Consider the following 20,665-nt stretch of genomic DNA (forward strand, 5'->3'; position numbering starts at 1 on the left):
TCATGCGTCATCCTCATCCCCCGTCACCACGACGCTCGGCCGAGCTGCGGCGGCGGTTCGCCGAAGAGGCACGGTCCGAGCGGCCCGACCTGGCCACGCTGTGCCTGCTGGTGGGCGCGGAGGCGGACGGGACGCTGGACGAGGCCGGGCTGGACGCCGCGCAGATGGAACTCGACCGGCTGGCCGGGCAGCTGCCGTTCCGGCCGGGCACGCCGCGGGCCTGGGCGGCGGCGCTGCGGGACCTGCTCGGTGAGCGGTACGGGTTCCACGGGGCCGCCGCGGACTACCAGCGGCTGGAGTCGTCGTTGCTGCACGAGGTGCTGCGGCGCCGCCGCGGGCTGCCGATCATGCTGTCGGTGGTGTGGCTGGAGGTGGCCCGGCGGGCGGGAGCCCCGGTGTACGGGGTCGCGCTGCCGGGGCACTTCGTGGTCGGGTTCGGGCCGGAGTTCGGGCCGGAGGAGGAGCGGGTGCTCGCCGATCCGTTCGACGGCGGGCGGGTGCTCGGCGGGAACGACGCGGAACTGCTGGTGACGGGGGCGACGGGGGCCGCGCTGCACCCGTCGATGCTGGAGCCCGCGGCGCCGCTGGAGGTGGTGTCGCGCATCCTGAACAACATCCGGGCGTGGGCGGCGGCCCGGCCGGAGCGGTCGGATGTCGGCCTGTGGGCGATCGAGCTGGCGTTGCTGCTGCCGGCGCATGCCGCGCGGCTGCGGTACGAGCGGGCGCGACTGCTGGTGCAGCGGGGGGAGTTCTCGGCGGGGGCCGGGGAGCTGGAGGTGTACGCGGAGGTCGTGGGGGCGGTGGACGAGGCGGTCGCCGAGCAGGTGCGGGGCGAGGCGCGGGCGGCCCGGGCACTGCTGAACTGACCCGCGCGGTCCCTCCCCCGTGGCCCGCCGGACGGGCCGAGGGGCGCCCGGCGGGCGCCCCTCGTGGGTCGACTTTCGTGGGTCGACGGGCTACGTCGGGTTCGTCTCGATGACCGCCACCCGGTCGGTCTTGCTCTTCAGGGCCTGGCGCAGGGCCCCGTAGACGTCCTCGGGGGTGACGGCCGTCTTCTCACCGTTGGCGCGGTTGACGAGCACACCGTCGAACGTCTGGCCGTAGAGCTCCTTGAGAGCGGCCAGGTCGGGCTTGTCGGTCAGCTTGCCGTTGACCGCCGTGACCCCGAGGAACTTCCACAGCGACTTCTCGGGGCTGAACACGATGCTGTGCGCCGGATCCGTCCGCACGGTCACCTTGGCCGACATCGCCGGCTCGGCGAACTCCTTCATCATCCGGTCGACCTCGGCCTTGGAGACCGTGGGCTGCTGGGCGGTCGTCGGTACGTTCACCGGGGTGGCGGTGCCCGTCTCCACCTGAGCGCGGTACGCCTCCTGCACGGCCTGGGTCGACTTGTCGACGTCTATGCCCTTGCCCGCCTTGCCGTACACGGGGACGGCCTTGCCGGACTCGAACCTGACGGTGCCCTCGGTCACCGATCCGGCCCCGCCGGCGGCGTTCTCCAGGGCGGCGTGCAGCTTCTCCTCGTCGACGGGCATGACCGGGTCGACGACACGCTGCTGGCCGAAGAGGGAGCCGATCACGGAGACCGGGTTGTAGTCGCTCGTCGCCGCCGCGCTGGCCGTGGCCTGCGTGTCGAGCTGCAGCCCCGCCTGGTCCGGCTTCAGGGAGACGGTGTCGCCGCCCACCGTGAGCTTGAGCGGCTTGCCCGCGCGGGCGGCCAGGACGTCGTCCAGCTTCTCGACGGCGTCGTCGCGCGTACTGCCTCCGATGTCGACGCCGAGCACGGTGGTGCCCTTCGGCACGTCGGAGCGGTTCATGAGCAGGCCCGCGCCGTAGGTGACACCGGCGACGAAGACCAGGCCGCCGACGAGCAGGGGGAGCTTCTTGCGCCCCTTCTTCTTGGCCGGCTTGGCGGAACTCGCCGGGGGCGCGGAGACCGGCTCGGGCCGCTTCGGGGGCGTGTGCGGCAGCGGTCCGTCGGCGGACCCGCCCTGGAAGGGCACGTTCCGGTCGCCCGGTACGACGGGGATGCCGCTGGTGACGGTGTTCCCGGAGACGTTGTCCGGGTTGCCGTAACCGGGGGTGCCCGGCTTGGGGGCCGGCTTCTGCGGGGTGAGGATCGCGGTGTCGTCGCTGAGACCGCCGCCGGGACCGGGGCGGGAGGAGCCGGGGCCCGTGCCGGGACGTGCGGCATCGGTGCCGGGGCCGCCCTGGAACATGCCCGGAGCACCGGAACCGGCCGGACCACCGGAGCCGACCGGAGCACCGGAGCCGCCCTGGCCGCGGAGGCCGTTGGGGGCGGCGCCGCGCGGTCCGTCGGGCGCGCCGGGTCCGCCGGGCGTCCCGGGCCCGCCCGCCCGGGGTCGCGCCAGCGCGCTGTCCCCGGTGACCGGGCCGCTCGTCGGGCCCGCGGGGCCACTGTGGGCGTCGCCGTACGGGGACTGGCCGTTCGGTCCGCTGTAGGGGCCGCCGGGGCCGGGAGCCCCGGTGTTCTCGGAGCCGTACGGCAGGTCGTCGCGGCGCGGTTCGGGGCCGCCGCCGTTGCCCAGCGGTCCCGCCGCCAGTGCCTCGGTCACGTCGAAGGAGCCGGTGCCGCCGCCGTGGCCGGGCGCCACGGGTCCGCCGGTCGCCCCGGAGAGACCGGCGCCGTTGGTGGAGCCGGACCGGGAACCGCCCGGCACGTTCATGGAACCCACGACGCCACCGGGACGGCCACTCCCGCCGCCCGGTCGCGCACCGGTACCGGAAGCGCCGGTGCCCGCACCGGCGGGAGCCGCGGAACCCGTGGGGCCCGTACCGGAAGCTCCCGGCGCGCCGGCCGCCGCTCCGGAACCGCCGGGCAGACCGGCGCCGTTGGTGGATCCGCCACCCTGAGCGCCCTTGCCCGGACCGGACTTGCGCGGCGCGAACCAGTCACTGGTCGGCTTGTCCTCGCCCGGCCGGGCATGCTGCGCGGCCTCGGCGGGAGTCTCGACGCCGCCGGCGGGCGGCGCGGCGGCGCTCGGCGCCTGCGCGGGCCGCTCGGCCGTCGTCTCCTCGTCGCCGCCGGCGCCCGTGGTGTCCTCGGCGTCCCCGACGGGCTTGCGCACGACGACCGGCGGGATGGGCCGTGACCCGGGGATGTTGATCCGGATGCGGGTCGTCAGCGTCGTCTCGGTCTTGCGCTCCTCCGGCCGCGAGGCCGAACGGCCCGCGTCCGCACCGGCGTCGGAAGCCGTGGGTGTCCCGTAGGGCGGGGTGCCCGACGGGTATGCGGCTCCGCCGCGCCCGTGGGGCCCGGAGGACGAACTGTCAGTTTCACGACTCAAGGCAGGTTCTCCCGGTTGGCTCCGCCGCCCGTCACACCTTCAACGCGGGCGGCTCGGCGGCGCGCACCACCATACTGGCCACCTCTGGCGCGTATCCCGTGACCGCCGGGGAAACCCACACCGGACTCGCACGCCCGCGCCATGGCGAAGTAGTACGTCACTTCCCAAGTCGGACGGCGTCGCCGTCCGGTTGCCGCACCGGCGCGAGGGTGGCACAGATCACAGCGACAGCGATCCCGCCGAGCAGGAAGAGGTAGGAGCCACTGCCGGCGGCGAAGAGGAAGTCGCCCTCCGGGCGGCTGGTGGTGAGCAGGAGCACGGCGAGGGCCCAGCCCGCGGCGGGTGCGACGGCCCCGCCCCGGCGGCCCACGGCCCGGCCCGCGCCGAGGCAGAGTCCCGCCTCGGCGGCCAGCGCGAGCAGCAGCCCGCCCGGGAACCACGCCGGCTGCACCAGCGCGCCCGCCGCTCCCACGACGGCGCCGAGCACCAGGAGTCCCAGATAGAGCGCGACCAGCCCGGCGGACGGCGCGCGCAGCGGCTGGGCCAGGGCGGAGGTCGTCGGCTCGGTACGGCCGCTCACGGCGTCTCCTCGGTCTCGATCCCGGCGAACAGGTCGCTCTCGCGTGCGCCGCCGCCGCTGTCACCGGCCCGCTCGCCGCGGACCAGTTCGTAGTACTCGGTGGTGAAGACCGGCTGGGCCAGTTCGTTGGAGAGGACGAAGTGCGGCCCGGCCACGGTGATCTGCGTGACGTGCGCGCTCATGGCCGCGGTCTTGGCGGCGGCGTACGCGGTGCCCTCGCCGCGGATCTCGGTGGTGATCCGCTCGTCGTCGACGACTCCCGGTACGTCCTCGACGCCGGCCGCCTTCTCGAAGGGCAGGCCGGGCAGCTCGTCGCGCAGCCGGGCGAAGGCGTCCTCGGCGACGGTGCGCGGTACGCGGTTCCAGTAGACCTTGGCGATCGGGCAGCCGGCCTCGGCCGCCAGCTCGGCGGCGCGCATGGCGACGCGGTGCGCCTGGATGTGGTCGGGGTGGCCGTATCCGCCGTCGGGGTCGTAGGTGACGAGTACCTGGGGACGCACCTCGCGGATCACCTCGACGAGGAGTTCGGCGGCCCGGTCGACGTCGGCCTGCCACAGGCAGCCGGGGTCGTCGTTGTCGGGCAGTCCCATCATTCCGGAGTCGGCGAACCGTCCCGGCCCGCCGAGCAGCCGGAAGTCGTCCACGCCGAGCGCGCGCATCGCGGCCGCCAGCTCACCCCTGCGGTGCCCGCCGAGGGCGGCTCCGGACAGGTGTGCGAGTTCGGGCGGGATGACCTCGCCCCGCTCACCGAGGGTGCAGGTCACCAGTGTCACGTGGGCGCCTTCGGCCGCGTACCTGGCCATGGTGACGCCGTTGTTGATCGACTCGTCGTCCGGGTGCGCGTGCACCAGCAGCAGACGCCGGGCGGGGAGTTCCGTCATGGGCTCCACCCTATGAGTACCGGGGACGAGGTGGGCCGCCTCCCCTCCGCAAAGGGCCAGTCGCGAGGAGCGCGCACACGTCCGGACGAAGTCGGGCACGGGCCCGGGCGGACTGGATCCCTTTCGGATAATCCGTCTCGGATCGAACTGCTCTACGCTGGCGGACATGACCGCCATGACGCCCGCGCGCACCGAACCGGACCTGTCGTTCCTCCTCGACCACACCAGTCACGTCCTGCGGAGCAAGATGTCCGCCGCTCTCGCCGAGGTCGGCCTGACCGCCCGCATGCACTGCGTGCTCGTGCACGCCCTGGAGGAGGAGCGCACCCAGATCCAGCTCGCCGAGATCGGCGACATGGACAAAACCACGATGGTGGTGACGGTGGACGCGCTGGAGAAGGCGGGCCTGGCCGAGCGCCGCCCCTCCAGTACGGACCGGCGGGCCCGGATCATCGCCGTCACCGACGAGGGCGCCCGCGTCGCCGGGCGGAGCCAGAAGATCGTCGACGGCGTGCACCGCGAAGCCCTGGCCGCGCTTCCTGAGGGGGACAGGCGGGCCCTCCTGCGAGCGCTCGACCACCTGGTCGGCGACGGCCTGGCGACCCCGGTGGAGGCTCCGCGCTCCGCCCGCCGGGCACGTCAGGCCAAGTAGCCCCCGGAGCGGGGCCGTAGCCGGCAGGCCACAGAAGGCAAGGCACAGAAGGCAAGGCAAGACCGAAAGTGAGACCGAAAGAAATAGTCTGCAACGAAACCATCTGCTACGGTCACTCCTGTCGTCCCGACTGACAGCCCGTCCCGACACCCGGCCCGACCGGCCTGGCCCGGCCCGACCGCCGAAAAGGATGACCCATGAGCGAGAAGACCGTCACCGAGACGCCCGCCGGCACCACCGAGAACGACGGCCCGGCCCCCCGCGTGCTCACCGACCAGGAGCTCTCCCAGCTGTTGCACCAGCAGCAGTTCGGCGTGCTCGCGAGCGTCAGGAGCACCGGTCACCCGCACCTGTCGACCGTCGTCTACGACTGGAACGCCGAGGAGCGCGTCCTGCGCGTCTCCTCCACCGCCGACCGCCTCAAGGTCCGCCAACTGCGCCGCGACCCGCACACCTCACTGCACGTCAGCGGCCCGGACGTCTGGTCGTTCGCCGTGGCGGAGGGCGAGGCGGAGATAGTGGACCCGGCCGACGGAGCGGCCCCGGGCGAGCAGTCGCTGCCGGACCGGCGTGTGGTGATCCTGATCCGGGTCTCCCGGCTGTACGGGACCGCCCTGGACTTCCCCGCCCAGGACTGAAGGGGAGTCGTGCGGGTGCTTTCACGCCAGGGATCGCCGATGGCCGACCTGAGGGTGAAGTGGGAAGATGTTCCGATGGAGTTGACCGACAGCGACCGCGCGACCGTCCTGTACGTGCGGTTCCAGTCGCCGCACCGGAACAGCCGAGGCCACTTCACCGGCGTCTTCGGGCTCGTCAACAATCTGGCGCGGACGGGAAGGCTCTCGGACGAACAGGAGTCCTTCCGCCGCAGCAACAACAGTTGGTACGACGCCGCGTACACCGACCCCTCGACCATCGACCCCGACATCTACGACCACGAGATCAACCCTGGCGCGGCGGCATGGTTCAAGCCGTCAGCCACTCATCTCCTCGCCCGCGTCCCCGGCTATCTGGAGATTCTGTCCGCGCACGGTGTCGACTGCCGGGCGCTGCGTTCCGCGGATCCGGGGCGGGTCGTCTACGAGGACGACGTACAGATCGTGGTCGTGCCCTACGCACTGGACGCCACCGCCGCTCACGAGAGCGGCAGCGCCCAGGAGTGACGCGGCGCGCGGCCAGGTCGTGCGTCAGGCGTCACGGCTCCCGAAGCCGTCCGTCCGTCCACACTGTCGCTGTCCACGCGCCGCCCCCTCGTCCTCGCCTCTCTCCGAGGCCGCTGAGTCCACGGAGGCGTGAAGCGGGGAGTCGGGGGAACAGGTCGACCACGGAGCCCGCCCGGCCGGTACGGGTCTCCCCGGGGCCCGGCCGCCGGCCCGACACGGAGTCAGAAGTTGATGCTGCCGATCATCCCCGCCAGGTTCGTCGTCAGCTCACTGATCGTGGGAGCGATCGTCGACGAGGCCAGGTAGAAGCCGAGGAGCATGCACACGACGGCATGCCCCGCCTTCAGGCCTGATTTCCTGACCAGCAGGAAGACGATGATCGCCAGCAGCACAACCGCCGAAATCGAGAGTGCCACGGCGGCTCACCTCCAATAAGCCCAGGGACATGGGGGGGTCGGACGCAGTCGAACCTTGGGACAGATAAATCCACGCAGCGGGCACCTGGTTGATACCCACTATGCGCTAGTGATCATAACTATCCGTGCGCGCGCATCTCTCGGCGCACGGCCGCACAAGGGGGCGCATGGCCAATATGGTCAGGGCATGACGACCGAGTCCGACTCCTTCCCCAAACGGCACGCCCGCACCCAGCGGTTCACGCTCGGCGCGCCGCGTTCGTTCACCGTGGCGCCCGATGGTTCACGGGTCGCCTTCCTGCGCTCCGGCACCGGTACCGACCGGGCCAACTCCCTGTGGATCCTCGATGTCGAGGAGGGCGGCGAGCGCGTCGCCGCCGACCCGCGCGCCCTCCTGGGCGGCGCCGAGGAACACCTGTCACCCGAAGAACGGGCGCGGCGTGAGCGCAGCCGCGAGGGCGGCGCCGGCATCGTCGGCTACGCCACCGACGCGGCTGTCGAGCTGGCCTCCTTCGCACTGTCGGGGCGGCTCTTCGCGGCCGAGCTGCGGGCCGGGACGGCACGCGAACTGCCCACCCCCGGGCCGGTGATCGACCCGAGGCCCTCCCCCGACGGGCGGCACATCGCCTACGTCGCCCAGGGCGCCCTGCGGGTCGTGGGCGCCGAGGGAGACGGTGACAGGGCGCTGGCCGAGGCGGACGCCGAAGGCGTCACGTACGGGCTCGCCGAGTTCATCGCCGCCGAGGAGATGGGCCGCAGCCGGGGCTTCTGGTGGGGCCCGGAGTCGGACCGGCTGCTGGTGGCGCGCGTGGACGACACGCCGGTCGAGCGGTGGTGGATCTCCGACCCGGCCCACCCCGAGCGTGATCCACAACACGTTCCGTACCCGGCGGCGGGCACCGCCAACGCGGACGTACGGCTGTTCGCGATCGGGCTGGACGGGGGGCGCACGGAGGTTCTCTGGGACCGGGCGCGGTATCCGTATCTGGCGCGAGTGCACTGGTCAGCGGCGGGTGCCCCGCTCCTTCTCGTACAGGCGCGCGACCAGCGCAGTCAGCTGTTCCTCGCCGTGGACACGGAGTCCGGGGCGACCCGGATGGTGCACGCCGATGAAGATCCAGTTTGGCTGGAACTCTTCCCCGGCCTCCCCTGCTGGAGCCCCTCGGGACAGCTCGTGCGGATCGCCGACGAGGGCGGGGCGCGCGTGCTGGCGGTCGGTGAACGACCGCTCACCGGGGCTCAGTTGCATCTGCGGGCGGTACTGGACGTCTCCGGCGACGACGTGCTGGTTTCCGCGTCGGCCGGTGAGGAGGCGGCCGAGCCGGAGACGGGCGAAGTGCACGTGTACCGGGTGAACGAACTCGGCGTGGAGCGCGTCTCGCAGGAGCCCGGCGTGCACTCGGCGGTGCGCGCCGGAGGCGTGACGGTTCTGGTCTCCGCCACCCTCGGCCGGCCGGGGGCCCGGGCACAGGTTCTGCGGGACGGGAAACCGACGGCGACCGTCGCCTCTTACGCCGAAGACCCCGGTTTGTCCCCGCGCGTGACACTCACCCAGGGGGGCGCACGCCGTGTCCCGTGCGCCGTGCTTATGCCAAGGGACTACCACGGTGACACCCCCCTCCCCGTTCTCCTGGACCCGTACGGTGGCCCGCACGGTCAGCGTGTGGTGGCCGCGCACAACGCCCACCTCACCTCTCAGTGGTTCGCCGACCAGGGGTTCGCGGTGATCGTCGCCGACGGGCGGGGTACTCCGGGGCGGTCCCCCGCCTGGGAGAAGGCCATCAAGGACGACGTGGCCGCGGTCGTCCTCCAGGACCAGGTGGACGCGCTCCAGGCCCTCGCCGCCGACTTCCCGCTCGACCTGAACCGCGTCGCCATCCGCGGCTGGTCGTTCGGCGGTTACCTGGCCGCCCTGGCCGCCGTGCGCCGTCCGGACGTCTTCCACGCCGCCGTCGTGGGCGCCCCGGTCACCGACCTGCGCCTCTACGACACCCACTACCAGGAACGGTACGTCGGTCATCCCGACGAGCAGCCGGAGGTCTACCGCCGCAACTCGGTGATCGACGACGCGGGACTCGTCGACCCCGCCGAGCCGCACTGCCCCATGATGATCATCCACGGGCTGGCTGACGACAACGTGGTGGTGGCCCACTCCCTGCGGCTGTCCTCGGCCCTGCTGGCCGCCGGCCGCCCGCACGAGGTGCTGCCGCTGTCCGGCGTCACGCACATGACCCCACAGGAGTCGGTCGCCGAGAACCTGCTGCTCCTGCAGGTCGACTTCCTCAAGCGGTCGCTGGCGTAGCGCCATCGCCACCCGGATGCGCCGACCGCTTTAACACGCGGGCAACTTCGTCGAATCGGCGCCGATATACGGACGCGCCACGCTGAGTGGCGTACGGCCGTGCGGGTGCCGTAAGCGGGCCGGGGAACGCCATGTCACCCCGGCCCGCCGCCGCGCCCACCGCCCTCGCTGTCCTCCCTGTGCGAGCCGTGCGGGCCGGGCTCGCCGTCCGAGCCGTGCTCCTCCGGCGGCACCACCTGCTTCTCTTCCGCGAAGTGGCACGCCGAGTCGTGGGCCGCCGGACCGGAGACCGTGCGGAACTCGGCGGGCACGGCGAGCGCCGGTACCTCCAGGGCGCAGCGCTCCCGCGCCTTCCAGCAGCGGGTGCGGAAGCGGCAGCCGGAGGGGATGTCGGTGGGGGACGGGACGTCACCGGCCAGGATGATCCGCTCGCGGTGCTCCCGGGCCTCCGGGTCGGGTACGGGCACAGCGGACAGCAGCGCCTGGGTGTAGGGGTGGGTCGGATGGTCGTAGATCTCGGCGTCGCGGCCGGTCTCCACGATGCGGCCCAGGTACATCACGCCGACCCGGTCCGAGATGTGCCGGACGATCGACAGGTCGTGGGCGATGAAGATGTAGGAGAGGTCGAACTCGTCCTGGAGCCGGGCCATCAGGTTGATCACCTGTGCCTGGACGGACACGTCGAGGGCCGAGACCGGTTCGTCGGCGACGATGATCTCCGGGCGCAGGGCGAGGCCCCGCGCGATACCGATGCGCTGGCGCTGGCCGCCGGAGAACTGGTGCGGGTAGCGGTTGATGTACTCGGGGTTCAGGCCGACCACGTCCAGCAGGTGCTGGACCCGCCCCCGCCGGTCGGCCTTCGGGGCCACCTCCGGGTGGATGTCGTACGCCTCCCCGATGATGTCGCCCACCGTCATACGGGGGTTGAGGGAGGTGTACGGGTCCTGGAAGACCATCTGGATGTTGCGGCGTACCGCCTTGAGGGCCTTGCCCGACAGCTTGGTGATGTCCTCGCCCTTGTAGCGGATCTCCCCCGCCGTCGGCCGCTCCAGGTTGACCAGCATCTTCGCGACCGTGGACTTGCCGCAGCCGGACTCGCCGACGATGCCCAGCGTCTCGCCGCGGGCCAGTTCGAAGTCCACACCGTCGACGGCCTTCACGGCGCCGACCTGCTTCCTGAAGACGATGCCGGAGGTCAGCGGGTAGTGCTTGACCAGCCCGCGGACCTCGAGGATCGGATCGGTCGCCTCAGCCATGCAGGCACTCCCTCCAGAAGTGGCATGCGCTGCCCCGCTCCGCGTCGGACTCCGTCACGTCGTAGAGGGGCGGTACGTCGGTGCGGCAGACGTCCTGGGCCATCGGGCAGCGGGGGTGGAAGGCGCAGCCGGGCGGGATGCGGGTGAGGTTGGGCGGCAGGCCCTTGATGGCGTAGAGCTCCCGGCCCTTCTGGTCCAGGCGCGGGTTCGACTCCAGCAGGCCGCGGGTGTAGGGGTGGGCGGGCGCCTTGTAGATGTCGTGGACCGGCGCCGTCTCCACGATGCGGCCCGCGTACATCACGGCGATCTTGTCGGCGACGTCGGCGACCACGCCCAAGTCGTGGGTGATGAGGATCAGGCCCATGTGCAGCTCGCGCTGGAGTTCCGCGAGGAGTTCCATGACCTGGGCCTGGACGGTGACGTCGAGGGCGGTGGTCGGTTCGTCGGCGATGATCAGCTTCGGCTCCAGGGCCATCGCCATCGCGATCATGATGCGCTGGCGCATGCCGCCGGAGAACTGGTGCGGGTACTGCCGCACCCGCTCCTTCGCGGCCGGGATGCGGACGCGGTCCATCAGCTCGACGGCCCTGGCGCGTGCGTCCTTCCGGGACATCCCGCGGTGCACGGTGAACATCTCGCCGAGCTGGTCGCCGACGGTCAGGACGGGGTTCAACGACGACAGCGCGTCCTGGAAGATCATCGCCATCTCGGCACCGCGGACCTTCCGGCGCTCCTCCTCCTTCAGTTTCAGCAGGTCCCGGCCCTCGAAGACCACCTCGCCCGCCGTGATCCGGCCCGGTGGCACGTCGAGGATGCCCATGACCGTCTGGGCGGTGACGGACTTGCCGGAGCCGGACTCGCCGAGGACGGCCAGGGTCTCGCCCGCGTCGACCGCGTAGCTGACACCGTTGACGGCCTTGGCGACACCGTCCCGGGTGCGGAACTCCACGTGCAGGTCGCGCACTTCCAGCAGCATGCGGCGGCTCACCTCAGCTTCGGGTCGAGGGCGTCGCGCACCGCGTCGCCGAGCATGATGAACGCGAGGACGGTGATGGCGAGGGCTCCGGAGGGCCAGAGCAGGGCGTGCGGGGCGTTGCGGACGTAGGGGGCGGCTGCGGAGATGTCGATGCCCCAGGAGACGCTGGGCGGCTTGAGGCCGACGCCGAGGAAGGACAGGGTCGCCTCCAGGGAGATGTAGGTGCCGAGCGCGATGGTCGCCACGACGATGACGGGGGCGACGGCGTTGGGCGCGATGTGGCGCAGCAGAAGGCGGGAGTTGGACGCGCCCAGGGCACGGGCCGCCTGGACGTAGTCGTTCTGCTTGGCGGTGATGACGGAGCCGCGGGCGATCCGGGAGATCTGCGGCCAGCCGAGCAGCACGATGAAGCCGATCACCGGCCAGACGGTGTTGCTGGTGATGACGGAGAGCAGGACCAGGCCGCCGAGGACGACCGGGATCGCGAAGAAGACGTCGGTGATGCGGGAGAGGACGGCGTCCCCCGCGCCGCCGAAGAAGCCGGCGAGGCCCCCGAGGACGCTGCCGAGCACCGCGACCCCGAGCGTGGCGAGGACGCCGACCGCCACCGACGTACGGGCGCCGTAGACGGTGCGGGTGTAGACGTCGCAGCCCTGGCCGTTGAAGCCGAAGGGGTGGCCGGACTGGGAGCCCTCCTGGGCCCTGGCGAGGTCGCACTTGAGGGGGCTGCCGGAGGCGATCAGGGACGGCCAGACGGAGATGACGATCAGGAAGAGGATCACCAGGGCGGAGATGATGAAGACCGGGTTGCGGCGCAGGTCGTGCCAGGCGTCGGACCAGAGGCTGCGGGGCCTGTCGTGGGAGCCGGGCCCGCCGTCCGGGCCCCCCGGGCCGCCAGGTGTCTTCTCCAGCGTCACCGCCTCGCTCGCGCCGAGGTCCATCGTCCCGCCCATGCCGGTGCCGGCGACGGCGCGCTCGGGCTCGTACGGCTGCTGCTGCTCAGGCATAGCGGATCCTCGGATCGAGTACGGCGTACAGGAGGTCGACGAGGAGGTTGGCGACGAGGAAGACGAGGACCAGGACGGTGACGAAGCCGACGACGGTCTGCGTGTTCTGCCGGAGGATGCCCTGGTAGAGCTGGTAGCCGACGCCGTGGATGTTGAAGATCCGCTCGGTGACGATGGCGCCGCCCATCAGGGCGCCGATGTCGGTGCCGATGAAGGTGACGACGGGGATCAGGGAGTTGCGCAGCAGGTGCCGGGTGATGACCCGGTGGCGGGGCAGGCCCTTGGCGATGGCGGTACGGACGTAGTCGGAGCGCCGGTTCTCCGCGATGGAGGTACGGGTGAGCCGGGTGACGTACGCCAGGGAGACCGAGGCGAGGACCAGGCCCGGGACGATCAGCTCGCCGAAGAGGGCGTCGGAGGAGACGGCCGGGTCGATCCAGCCCCACTTGACACCGAGCAGGAGCTGGAGGATGAGGCCGGTGACGAAGGTGGGGACGGAGATGACGACGAGCGTGAGCAGCAGTACCCCGGTGTCGATGGGGCGGCCGCGGCGCAGGCCGGTGACGACGCCGAGGACGATACCGACGACGATCTCGAAGAGGATGGCGATGATCGTGAGCCGGATGGTGACGGGGAAGGCCGTCCCCATCAGCTCGGTGACCGGCTGGCCGTTGAAGGCGGTGCCGAAGTCGCCGGTGAAGACGTTGCCCATGTAGGTCACGTACTGCTGCCACACGGGCTGGTCGAGGCCGAACTCGTGCCGCAGCTGGGCGGCGGTCGCCGGGTCGCACTCCCGGTCGCCGCAGAGTCCCGCGACGGGGTCGCCCATCACGTTGACCATCAGGAAGATCAGCAGCGTGGCCCCGATGAAGACCGGGATCATCTGGAGCAGCCGCCGGACGACGTAGCGTCCCATGGCGCCCCCTCAGCCGACCTTGATCTCGTTGTAGACCGGGACGCTGAACGGGTTGAGTCTCACGTCGGAGAGCCGCTGCGAGTAGCCCGCGCTGCCGTTCTGGTACCAGAGCGGGATGGCTCCCATCTCGTCCCGCAGGACCTCCTCGGCCTGCTGGAAGAGGCCGATGGCCTTCGCGGTGTCGGTCTCGGCGTTGGCCTTGTCGACGAGCTCGTCGAACTTCTCGTTGGACCACTTGCCGTCGTTGGAGGAGGCGTTGGTGTAGTAGAGCGGCTGGAGGAAGTTCTGGATGAGGGGGTAGTCCATCTGCCAGCCGGCGCGGAAGGGGCCGCTCATCTTCCGGTCGGTGATCTGGCTGCGGAAGTCGGCGAAGGTGCCGACCGGGTTGCCGGCGCAGGCGCGGTCGTTGTCCAGGGCGTTGTTGATGGAGTTGCAGACCGCGTCGACCCACTGCCCGTGGGAGCCGGTGTCGGCGTTGTACGTGATCCTGACCTGGCCGCCGGGCAGTCCGCCGCCCTCCTTGATCAGCTTCTTGGCCTCGTCGGGCTTGAACTCGCAGGCCTGGCCGCACAGTCCCGCCTTGTAGCCGCCGTCCTCGCCGAGGACGGGTGAGGTCCAGTCGGTGGCCGGGGTGCGGGTCTGGTGGAAGATCGTGTCCGTGATCTGCTTGCGGTCGATCGCCATGGACAGGCCCTTGCGGACCTTTTCCGAGCCGGGCTTGCTCCAGTCGTTGTCGTAGAACGGGAACGCGAGCGTCTGGATGATGCCGGCCGGGGTGTTGATGTACCGGTCGCCGAGGTCGTTCTTCACGTTCTTGAGCTGGGCGGCGGGGACGTCGTCGACGAGGTCGAGGTTGCCGGCCATCAGGTCGGTGTAGGCCGTGTTGTTGTCGGTGTAGACCTTCAGGTCGACGCCGCCGTTCCGCGCCTTGTCCGGGCCCGGGTACTCCTCCCACTTCCGCAGGGACATCTGGGAGCCCCGGGCGTAGTTGTCGACCATGTAGGGGCCGTTGCCGACCGGTTTCTTCAGCCAGGCGTCGTGGTCGTCGAAGAAGGCGCGGGGCAGCGGTGCGAAGGCCGGGTAGCCGAGGGTGTCGGGGAAGGTCGAGAACTTCTGGCTGAGCTTGACGGTGAAGGTGCGGGGGCCGGTCACCTTCAGCCCGGAGAGCGTGTCGGCGCTCTGTTCGCCGCTCTCCGGGTGCGTCTTGTCGTAGCCGTCGATGTAGGCGAAGAAGTAGGCGTTGCGCTGGTTGTTCTTCAGGCTCGCGCCGTAGTTCCAGGCGTCCACGAAGGACTGGGCGGTGACCTTCTCGCCGTTGCTGAAGGTCCAGCCGTCCTTGACGGTGATCGTGAAGTTCTGCGAGTCGGAGGTCTCGATCTTCTCGGCGAGCATGTTCTGCGCCTCGCCGGTCTCGGGGTCGTACTTCTTCAGCCCCCGGAAGATCATGTCGAGGACCTTGCCGCCCTGGACCTCGTTGGTGTTCGCCGGCTCCAGCGGGTTCTGCGGGTCGCCCCAGGACGAGCTGAGGACCGCGCCCGTGTCCCCGCCGCTGCCTCCCCCGCCTCCGCAGGCGGTCGCCGCGAGGGCTGCCGCCACCGCGCATGCGGCCCATCCGGCGTGCCTGGCTCCGCGCATGGAGTGCCTCCCTGTGCCTGACTCGTCCGCTGGTCCGTTACCGGTCAGCTTCAAAGGGAGAGCCGTCGGGCGCACATTCACCCGGTCCGTACGGGTCTCGGGTGTCCTCCGGACGGGTGTCGGGTGCCCTCCGGACGGGTGTCCGCGGATGAGCGGGAGGGCGCCGGGGCGCAGTACGGACGGGGCGGGAGGGCAAGGGCGGGAGGGCAGAGGGGCGGGAGCGCCGGTGGGTGCCCCGCAGAGGGAGCGGGAGGAGCGGGAGCGCCCCACATGCGGAGAGCGGGGGCGGGAGTCTCCTCCCGCCCCCGCTCTCCCGCCGGGCCGGCTCGCTGCCGCCGGCTTCAGCTCTTGGAGACCGCCGCGCCGCCGTCGGCGTCGTCCTCCATCGCCTTGAGGCCCGGGTCCATGACGATGTCCTCGTCCCTGGCCTCCGTCGTGGGGTCCTCCGGGAAGTGGCAGGCCGTCAGGTGGCCGTCACGGTTGCCGGAGATCTTCACGAGCGGCGGCTCCTCGGTCGCGCACTTGTCCTGTGCCTTCCAGCACCGGGTACGGAACCGGCAGCCGGACGGCGGGGAGATCGGCGAGGGTACGTCGCCCTGGAGCCGGATCCGCTCCTTCTTCACGGCGTCGATGTCCGCGTCCGGCACGGCCGACAGCAGGGCGTGCGTGTACGGGTGACGGGGGCGGTTGTAGAGCGAGTCGCGGTCCGCGATCTCCACGACCTTGCCCAGGTACATCACCGCGATGCGCTGCGAGAAGTGCCGCACGATCGCCAGGTCGTGGGCGATGAAGACGAAGGCGATCCCCATTTCCCGCTGCACCTTCTGCAGCAGGTTCACCACCTGGGCCTGGATCGACACGTCGAGGGCCGAGACCGGCTCGTCGGCGACGATCAGCTTCGGCTCCAGGGCGACGGCCCGCGCGACGCCGATGCGCTGACGCTGACCGCCGGAGAACTCGTGCGGGAAGCGGTTGTAGTGCTCCGGGTTGAGACCGACGATCTCCAGGAGCTCGCGGACGCGCTTCTCTCGGCCGCCGGGCGGGTTGATCCCGTTGATCTCCATCGGGCCCGAGATGATGGTGCCCACGGTCTGCCGGGGGTTCAGCGACGCGTACGGGTCCTGGAAGATCATCTGGATCTCGGACCGGATCGGCGCCAGCTGTCGCCGGTTGGCGCGCGTGATGTCCTTGCCCCGGTACTCGATGGTGCCCTGGGTGGGCTCGTACAGGCGGGTCAGCAGCCGGCCGGTCGTCGACTTGCCGCAGCCGGACTCGCCGACGAGACCGAGGCTCTCCCCCGGGTAGACCTCGAAGTCGACGCCGTCGACGGCCTTGACGTGACCGACGGTCCGCTTGATCGGGAAGCCGCCCTTGATCGGGAAGTGCTTCGCCAGACCGCTGACCTTGAGGAGCGGTGCGCTGTCGCCGTCCCGCTGCTGCGGGAAGGAGTCGGCGACCGCCGTGGTCTTCTTACTGTTGTCGCTCATGGTGATGCCCCAGTCGCCGGTTTCCGCTCAGCCCAGCCGGGGCTGAATCTTCTCGATGAACACCTGCTGCCGCTGGTCCGCCGTCAGGTGACAGGCGGCCGCTCGCCCCGGGGCGAGCGTCGGACGCTCACCCGTGCAACGGCCTCCGGTGACCAGGTCGGTGAAGCCGCACCGCGGGTGGAACGCGCAACCCGAGGGCGGGTTGAGCAGCGAGGGCGGCGATCCCGGGATCGGCATCAGCGGCTCGTCGACGTTCGAGGCGAGACTCGGCATCGAACCCAGCAGGCCCCAGGTGTACGGGTGCTGCGGCGACTTGAGTACCTCGCGCACCGTGCCGCGCTCGACGGCCCGGCCCGCGTACATGACCAGGATGTCGTCGGCCATGTTGCCGACCACACCCAGGTCGTGGGTGATCATGATGATCGCCGAGCCGAACTCCTGCTGGAGGTCCTTGAGCAGGTCGAGGATCTGCGCCTGCACGGTCACGTCGAGCGCCGTGGTCGGCTCGTCGGCGATGAGCAGGTCCGGGTTGCACGAGAGGGCCATGGCGATCATGGCGCGCTGACGCATACCGCCGGAGAACTGGTGCGGGTAGTCGTCGACCCGCTGCTGCGGGTGCGGAATGCCGACCTTCTCCAGCAGGTCGATGGCGCGCTCCCGGGCGTCCTTCTTGGACGCCCCGGTGTGCTTCGTGAACGGCTCGCCGATCTGCCGGCCGACCGTGTAGTACGGCGACAGCGCGGTCAGCGCGTCCTGGAAGATCATTGCCATCTTCTTGCCGCGCAGCTTCTCCAGCTGCTTCTCGTCGGCGTCGGTCAGCTCCTGGCCGTCCAGCGTGATCGATCCGTCGATGGCGGTCTTCCGCCGGTCGTGCATGCCGAGGACGGCCAGGTTGGTCACCGACTTGCCGGAGCCGGACTCGCCCACGATGCCGAGGGTCTTGCCGCGCTCCAGGTCGAAGGAGAGCCCGTCCACCGCCTTGACGACGCCGCCCTCGGTGGAGAAGTGGACCTTGAGGTCGCGCACCGAGAGAAACGCGTCCCCCGCGGCGGCGGCCGGGGCCTCTTCGGGCTTGGTCTGAGTGGTCACGGTGGTTCTCCTAGGACAGGCGCACGCGCGGGTCGATGACGGCGTACAGGGCGTCCACGATCAGGTTGAAGACGATGATGAGAGCGGCACTGACGAGCATGACGCCCATCAGCATCGGCAGGTCCTTGTTGGTGACGGAGTCCAGCGCGAGCCGGCCGACTCCGGCCAGACCGAACGTCATCTCGGTCACCATGCCACCGCCCATGAGCGCCGACAGGTCGATGCCGAGGATGGTGACGATGGGGACGAGGGAGCCCCGCCAGGCGTAACGGAAGAAGGTGTAGTTGCCCGACATGCCCTTGGCGCGGGCCGCCTTGACGTGTTCTTCCTGGAGCTGCTCGATCATCGACGAGCGGCTCATCCGGGTGTAGTTGGCGGTGAAGATGGTCGCCATGACGAGCCAGGGGATCAACAGGCCCATGAACCAGCCGCCGAGGTCCTCGGAGAACGGCACGTACTTCGGCTTGTCCAGCCAGCCGGTGCTGTAGACGAAGAGGAGCAGCACGAGCGGGCCGAGGAAGTAGATCTGCAGGGAGCTGACGACGAGCGACCCGGAGCTGAAGAGCTTGTCGATCCAGGTACCGCGGTTCTTGGCGGCCAGCATCCCGGCGCCGAGGCCGAGGAAGAGGAAGACCAGCAGGCTGCCGAGGGTCAGGGAGATGGTCAGCGGGAAGCGGTCGAGGATCGTGTCCCAGACGTTCTGGTCGTTGGCGAAGGAGACACCGAAGCACGGGGCGGGGCAGTGACCGACGGCGAAGTCACGGCCGGTGAAGATGCCGATCAGGAAGTTCCAGTACTGGACGGTGACCGGCTTGTCGAGCCCCATGTTCTGGTGAATGATCGCCAGCGCGTCCGGAGTGCAGTTCTTGCCACAGGCCAGCATGGCCGGGTCCTGCGGGATCGCGAAGAACATGAAGAACGTGAACGCACTGATCAACAGCAGGATCAGTGCCGCGCCGAAGGACCGGCGAATGAGGAATTGAAGCATGGCAGACAGCTGCTCTCAGGACTGCGGCAGTCGGATGGGAGGTCTCGAGGGGATCCGGGCCCGGTGGTGGGCGCTCCGCCGCGCGCCCACCACCGGATTCCCGACCGAGCGGACTACTTCTTGAGGAAGATCCGGGTCACGTCCACATAGCTCGAGTCCGAGCTGTAGCGGATGCCGCCGATGTTCGAACCGAAGATCTGGAAGACCTTGGTGTAGTAGATCGGGGCGGCCGGGTTGACTTCCTTGGAGATGTACTCGTTCAGCTCGGCCCACGCCTTGGTGGCCTCGGCCGTGTCGGCGATCGTCTCGATGCGCTGGATCTCCGAGTTGACGTGCTTGTCGTTGATGTGCGCGTAGTTGGCCGCGCCGTCCTGGATCTGGGTGCCGTCGTACGACGGCGGGATGACCGTGGAGGCGGACGGCCAGTCCTGGCCCCAGCCGGTCATGTACAGGTCGTAGCCGTTCTTGACCTTGCCGACCTGCTCGTACCAGGTGGCGGAGTCGATCTCCTTCTTCTGGATGTCGAGACCGATCTTCTCCAGCGCGTCGGCGATCAGGACGGCCTGCTTCTGGCGGGTCGGCGTGTTGCCGTAGGCGTAGACGAGGCTCTTGCCCTCGAAGCCGCCTTCCTTGATCAGCTTCTTGGCGGCCTCGATGTCGCCGTTGGGCTTCTTGTGACGGTTGAAGGGGTCGAAGCTCTCGTCGTAGCCCGGAGTCGTGGGCGACATCAGCGAGTTGGCGACCTCACCACCGTAGGCACCACCGTCGGCCTTGAAGACCGAGTCGGAGGGCAGCGCCAGGGTGATGGCGTCACGGAGCTTCTTGTCCTTGATCCGGTCCATGTTGAAGTTGAGCTGCCACACGTAGGGCGCGTAGCCCTGGATCGTGCGGTTCTTCATGGCCTCCTTGTCGCCCACCACCTTCTGCAGCTGCGTGGTGGCGACCTGGCCCGTGAACATCATGGCGTTCTTGGCCTCGCCCTGGTCGGCGAGGAGGGTCTTGGTCTGGTCCTCGTCGTCGTGGTTCATCGAGATGTTGAACCCGTCGACGTACTGGTGGCGCACCGAGTCGGACTTCGCGTCCCACTGGGTGTTCTTGACCAGCTTCATGGACTTGCCCGGCTTGAAGTCGGCGATCTTGTACGGGCCCACGGCGACCGGGTCCGAGTCGTACTTCGCCTTGGTGTCCGTCTCCTCCGGGACGACGCTGTAACCGGGCATGGTCAGCATCTGCGGGACGTCGGGCCGCGCGTCCTTGAAGTGGAAGACGATCGTCTTGTCGTCCGGCGTCTCCAGGACGGTGTCGGGCAGGTGCTTGCCCTTGTCCGGGCCGGCGTACGCGTCACGGTAGGTGGTGCCCTCGCCGGACAGCCACTGCTGGAGGTACGTCGGACCGTCGGTGATGTAGTTCGAGTACAGGCGCTCGACCGTGTTGCGGATGTCCGCCGCGTTGATCGGGTTCCCGTTCTCGTCCTTCAGGTTGTCCTTGAGGGTGTACGTCCAGGTCTTGCCGCCGTCGGACGGCTTGCCCGCGTCGGTGGCGAGGTCGCCCACGACCGTCAGGTTGCCGTTCTCGTCCTCGTCGTACTGGGTCAGACCGCGGAAGATGAGGCGGCTGAGCAGCTTGCCGTCCGAGACGTAGATCTGGCCCGGGTCCAGGTGGGAGAAGTCCGCCTCCTGGTACACGGTGACCGTGCCGCCCGGCTTGGCGCCCGGGACCTCCTCGGCCGGACCGGCCGACGCCTTGGCGTCACCGATCTGGACCGGCTTCGACTGCGACTTGGCGTCCTCCTTCTTCTTGCTGTTGTCCTTGGAGGAGCTGTCGCTGCCGCCACCACCGCAGGCGGTGAGGGTCAGGGCGCCGGCTGCGACCGCGACTATGGCGGCCGTGGCGGTGCGGTTACGGAAGATGCTCATAGGGACGAATCCACCTGCCTGTGAGTAGTGAGCACTGCTGGTACGTGGCCGGGACCGGGCTGAGCGGCACCGGACCGGCCGGCGAGCGTG

Annotated in this window: 18 protein-coding genes; 5 read left to right on the plus strand and 13 right to left on the minus strand. The window is 70.2% G+C overall.

Translation table 11 applies throughout. The features are described from left to right. The first annotated feature begins 2 nt into the window (after positions 1–2). The gene (locus QC283_RS04115) at positions 3–866 is read left to right on the plus strand and encodes a transglutaminase-like domain-containing protein (RefSeq protein ID WP_279559939.1); all 864 of its coding nucleotides are present in this window, start codon (positions 3–5) and stop codon (positions 864–866) included. A gap of 90 nt (positions 867–956) precedes the next feature. Here QC283_RS04115 and QC283_RS04120 read toward each other — a convergent pair whose 3' ends face one another. The 3 genes from QC283_RS04120 to mshB form a co-directional block, all read right to left on the minus strand. Beyond that, on the minus strand, positions 957–3,311 hold the full coding sequence (locus QC283_RS04120; protein WP_279559940.1) for a hypothetical protein: 2,355 nt from the start codon (positions 3,309–3,311) through the stop codon (positions 957–959). 157 nt (positions 3,312–3,468) lie between these two features. Beyond that, the gene (locus tag QC283_RS04125; RefSeq protein ID WP_279559941.1) at positions 3,469–3,891 is read right to left on the minus strand and encodes a DUF6113 family protein; all 423 of its coding nucleotides are present in this window, start codon (positions 3,889–3,891) and stop codon (positions 3,469–3,471) included. Further along, positions 3,888–4,772, minus strand: a complete 885-nt coding sequence (mshB, locus tag QC283_RS04130) for an N-acetyl-1-D-myo-inositol-2-amino-2-deoxy-alpha-D-glucopyranoside deacetylase (RefSeq protein WP_279559942.1) — start codon at positions 4,770–4,772, stop codon at positions 3,888–3,890. The genes QC283_RS04125 and mshB overlap by 4 nt, the downstream gene beginning before the upstream one ends. A gap of 166 nt (positions 4,773–4,938) precedes the next feature. Between mshB and QC283_RS04135 the strand changes: the two genes are divergently transcribed. The 3 genes from QC283_RS04135 to QC283_RS04145 all read left to right on the plus strand — a co-directional run bounded on the left by QC283_RS04135 (position 4,939) and on the right by QC283_RS04145 (position 6,587). Next, complete coding sequence (locus QC283_RS04135; RefSeq protein ID WP_279559943.1) at positions 4,939–5,424, plus strand: MarR family winged helix-turn-helix transcriptional regulator; 486 nt, start codon at positions 4,939–4,941, stop codon at positions 5,422–5,424. Between the two features lie 197 nt (positions 5,425–5,621). Beyond that, on the plus strand, positions 5,622–6,062 hold the full coding sequence (locus QC283_RS04140) for a pyridoxamine 5'-phosphate oxidase family protein (protein WP_279559944.1): 441 nt from the start codon (positions 5,622–5,624) through the stop codon (positions 6,060–6,062). Positions 6,063–6,137: 75 nt separating this feature from the next. After that, positions 6,138–6,587, plus strand: coding sequence for a hypothetical protein (locus tag QC283_RS04145; RefSeq protein WP_279559945.1), 450 nt, complete (start codon positions 6,138–6,140; stop codon positions 6,585–6,587). 221 nt (positions 6,588–6,808) lie between these two features. Here the strand turns inward: QC283_RS04145 and QC283_RS04150 are convergent, their stop codons facing one another. Further along, complete coding sequence (locus QC283_RS04150; RefSeq protein WP_279559946.1) at positions 6,809–7,003, minus strand: hypothetical protein; 195 nt, start codon at positions 7,001–7,003, stop codon at positions 6,809–6,811. Positions 7,004–7,190: 187 nt separating this feature from the next. Between QC283_RS04150 and QC283_RS04155 the strand changes: the two genes are divergently transcribed. Continuing rightward, a complete protein-coding gene (locus tag QC283_RS04155; protein ID WP_279559947.1) occupies positions 7,191–9,305 on the plus strand; it encodes a S9 family peptidase in 2,115 nt (704 codons plus the stop codon). A 134-nt stretch (positions 9,306–9,439) separates the two neighbouring features. Here the strand turns inward: QC283_RS04155 and QC283_RS04160 are convergent, their stop codons facing one another. From QC283_RS04160 to QC283_RS04200, 9 genes are all read right to left on the minus strand, one after another. Next, the gene (locus QC283_RS04160; RefSeq protein ID WP_279559948.1) at positions 9,440–10,561 is read right to left on the minus strand and encodes an ABC transporter ATP-binding protein; all 1,122 of its coding nucleotides are present in this window, start codon (positions 10,559–10,561) and stop codon (positions 9,440–9,442) included. After that, positions 10,554–11,537, minus strand: a complete 984-nt coding sequence (locus QC283_RS04165) for an ABC transporter ATP-binding protein (protein ID WP_279559949.1) — start codon at positions 11,535–11,537, stop codon at positions 10,554–10,556. Before QC283_RS04165 ends, QC283_RS04160 begins: the two co-directional genes overlap by 8 nt. 8 nt (positions 11,538–11,545) lie before the next feature. Continuing rightward, entirely contained in the window at positions 11,546–12,544 is a 999-nt protein-coding gene (locus QC283_RS04170) for an ABC transporter permease (protein ID WP_279559950.1), read from the minus strand. Further along, the gene (locus QC283_RS04175; protein ID WP_279559951.1) at positions 12,537–13,460 is read right to left on the minus strand and encodes an ABC transporter permease; all 924 of its coding nucleotides are present in this window, start codon (positions 13,458–13,460) and stop codon (positions 12,537–12,539) included. Before QC283_RS04175 ends, QC283_RS04170 begins: the two co-directional genes overlap by 8 nt. 9 nt (positions 13,461–13,469) lie before the next feature. Next, positions 13,470–15,095, minus strand: a complete 1,626-nt coding sequence (locus tag QC283_RS04180) for a peptide ABC transporter substrate-binding protein (protein WP_279559952.1) — start codon at positions 15,093–15,095, stop codon at positions 13,470–13,472. Positions 15,096–15,436: 341 nt separating this feature from the next. After that, entirely contained in the window at positions 15,437–16,582 is a 1,146-nt protein-coding gene (locus QC283_RS04185; protein WP_279559953.1) for an ABC transporter ATP-binding protein, read from the minus strand. A 27-nt stretch (positions 16,583–16,609) separates the two neighbouring features. Then, a complete protein-coding gene (locus tag QC283_RS04190; RefSeq protein WP_279559954.1) occupies positions 16,610–17,671 on the minus strand; it encodes an ABC transporter ATP-binding protein in 1,062 nt (353 codons plus the stop codon). 10 nt (positions 17,672–17,681) lie between these two features. Next, positions 17,682–18,659, minus strand: coding sequence for an ABC transporter permease (locus QC283_RS04195; protein ID WP_279559955.1), 978 nt, complete (start codon positions 18,657–18,659; stop codon positions 17,682–17,684). A 113-nt stretch (positions 18,660–18,772) separates the two neighbouring features. Beyond that, the gene (locus QC283_RS04200; RefSeq protein ID WP_279559956.1) at positions 18,773–20,575 is read right to left on the minus strand and encodes an ABC transporter substrate-binding protein; all 1,803 of its coding nucleotides are present in this window, start codon (positions 20,573–20,575) and stop codon (positions 18,773–18,775) included. Positions 20,576–20,665: the final 90 nt, after the last annotated feature.

Source organism: Streptomyces sp. DH41 (genome assembly GCF_029813785.1).
Classification (GTDB): Bacteria; Actinomycetota; Actinomycetes; order Streptomycetales; family Streptomycetaceae; genus Streptomyces.

Coding starts and splice junctions, on each gene's coding strand:
- QC283_RS04115 (WP_279559939.1), top strand. CDS start 3: ATGCGTCATCCTCATCCCCCGTCACCACGACGCTCGGCCGAGCTGCGG.
- mshB (WP_279559942.1), bottom strand. CDS start 4,772: ATGACGGAACTCCCCGCCCGGCGTCTGCTGCTGGTGCACGCGCACCCG.
- QC283_RS04135 (WP_279559943.1), top strand. CDS start 4,939: ATGACCGCCATGACGCCCGCGCGCACCGAACCGGACCTGTCGTTCCTC.
- QC283_RS04140 (WP_279559944.1), top strand. CDS start 5,622: ATGAGCGAGAAGACCGTCACCGAGACGCCCGCCGGCACCACCGAGAAC.
- QC283_RS04145 (WP_279559945.1), top strand. CDS start 6,138: ATGGAGTTGACCGACAGCGACCGCGCGACCGTCCTGTACGTGCGGTTC.
- QC283_RS04155 (WP_279559947.1), top strand. CDS start 7,191: ATGACGACCGAGTCCGACTCCTTCCCCAAACGGCACGCCCGCACCCAG.
- QC283_RS04160 (WP_279559948.1), bottom strand. CDS start 10,561: ATGGCTGAGGCGACCGATCCGATCCTCGAGGTCCGCGGGCTGGTCAAG.
- QC283_RS04165 (WP_279559949.1), bottom strand. CDS start 11,537: ATGCTGCTGGAAGTGCGCGACCTGCACGTGGAGTTCCGCACCCGGGAC.
- QC283_RS04170 (WP_279559950.1), bottom strand. CDS start 12,544: ATGCCTGAGCAGCAGCAGCCGTACGAGCCCGAGCGCGCCGTCGCCGGC.
- QC283_RS04175 (WP_279559951.1), bottom strand. CDS start 13,460: ATGGGACGCTACGTCGTCCGGCGGCTGCTCCAGATGATCCCGGTCTTC.
- QC283_RS04180 (WP_279559952.1), bottom strand. CDS start 15,095: ATGCGCGGAGCCAGGCACGCCGGATGGGCCGCATGCGCGGTGGCGGCA.
- QC283_RS04185 (WP_279559953.1), bottom strand. CDS start 16,582: ATGAGCGACAACAGTAAGAAGACCACGGCGGTCGCCGACTCCTTCCCG.
- QC283_RS04195 (WP_279559955.1), bottom strand. CDS start 18,659: ATGCTTCAATTCCTCATTCGCCGGTCCTTCGGCGCGGCACTGATCCTG.
- QC283_RS04200 (WP_279559956.1), bottom strand. CDS start 20,575: ATGAGCATCTTCCGTAACCGCACCGCCACGGCCGCCATAGTCGCGGTC.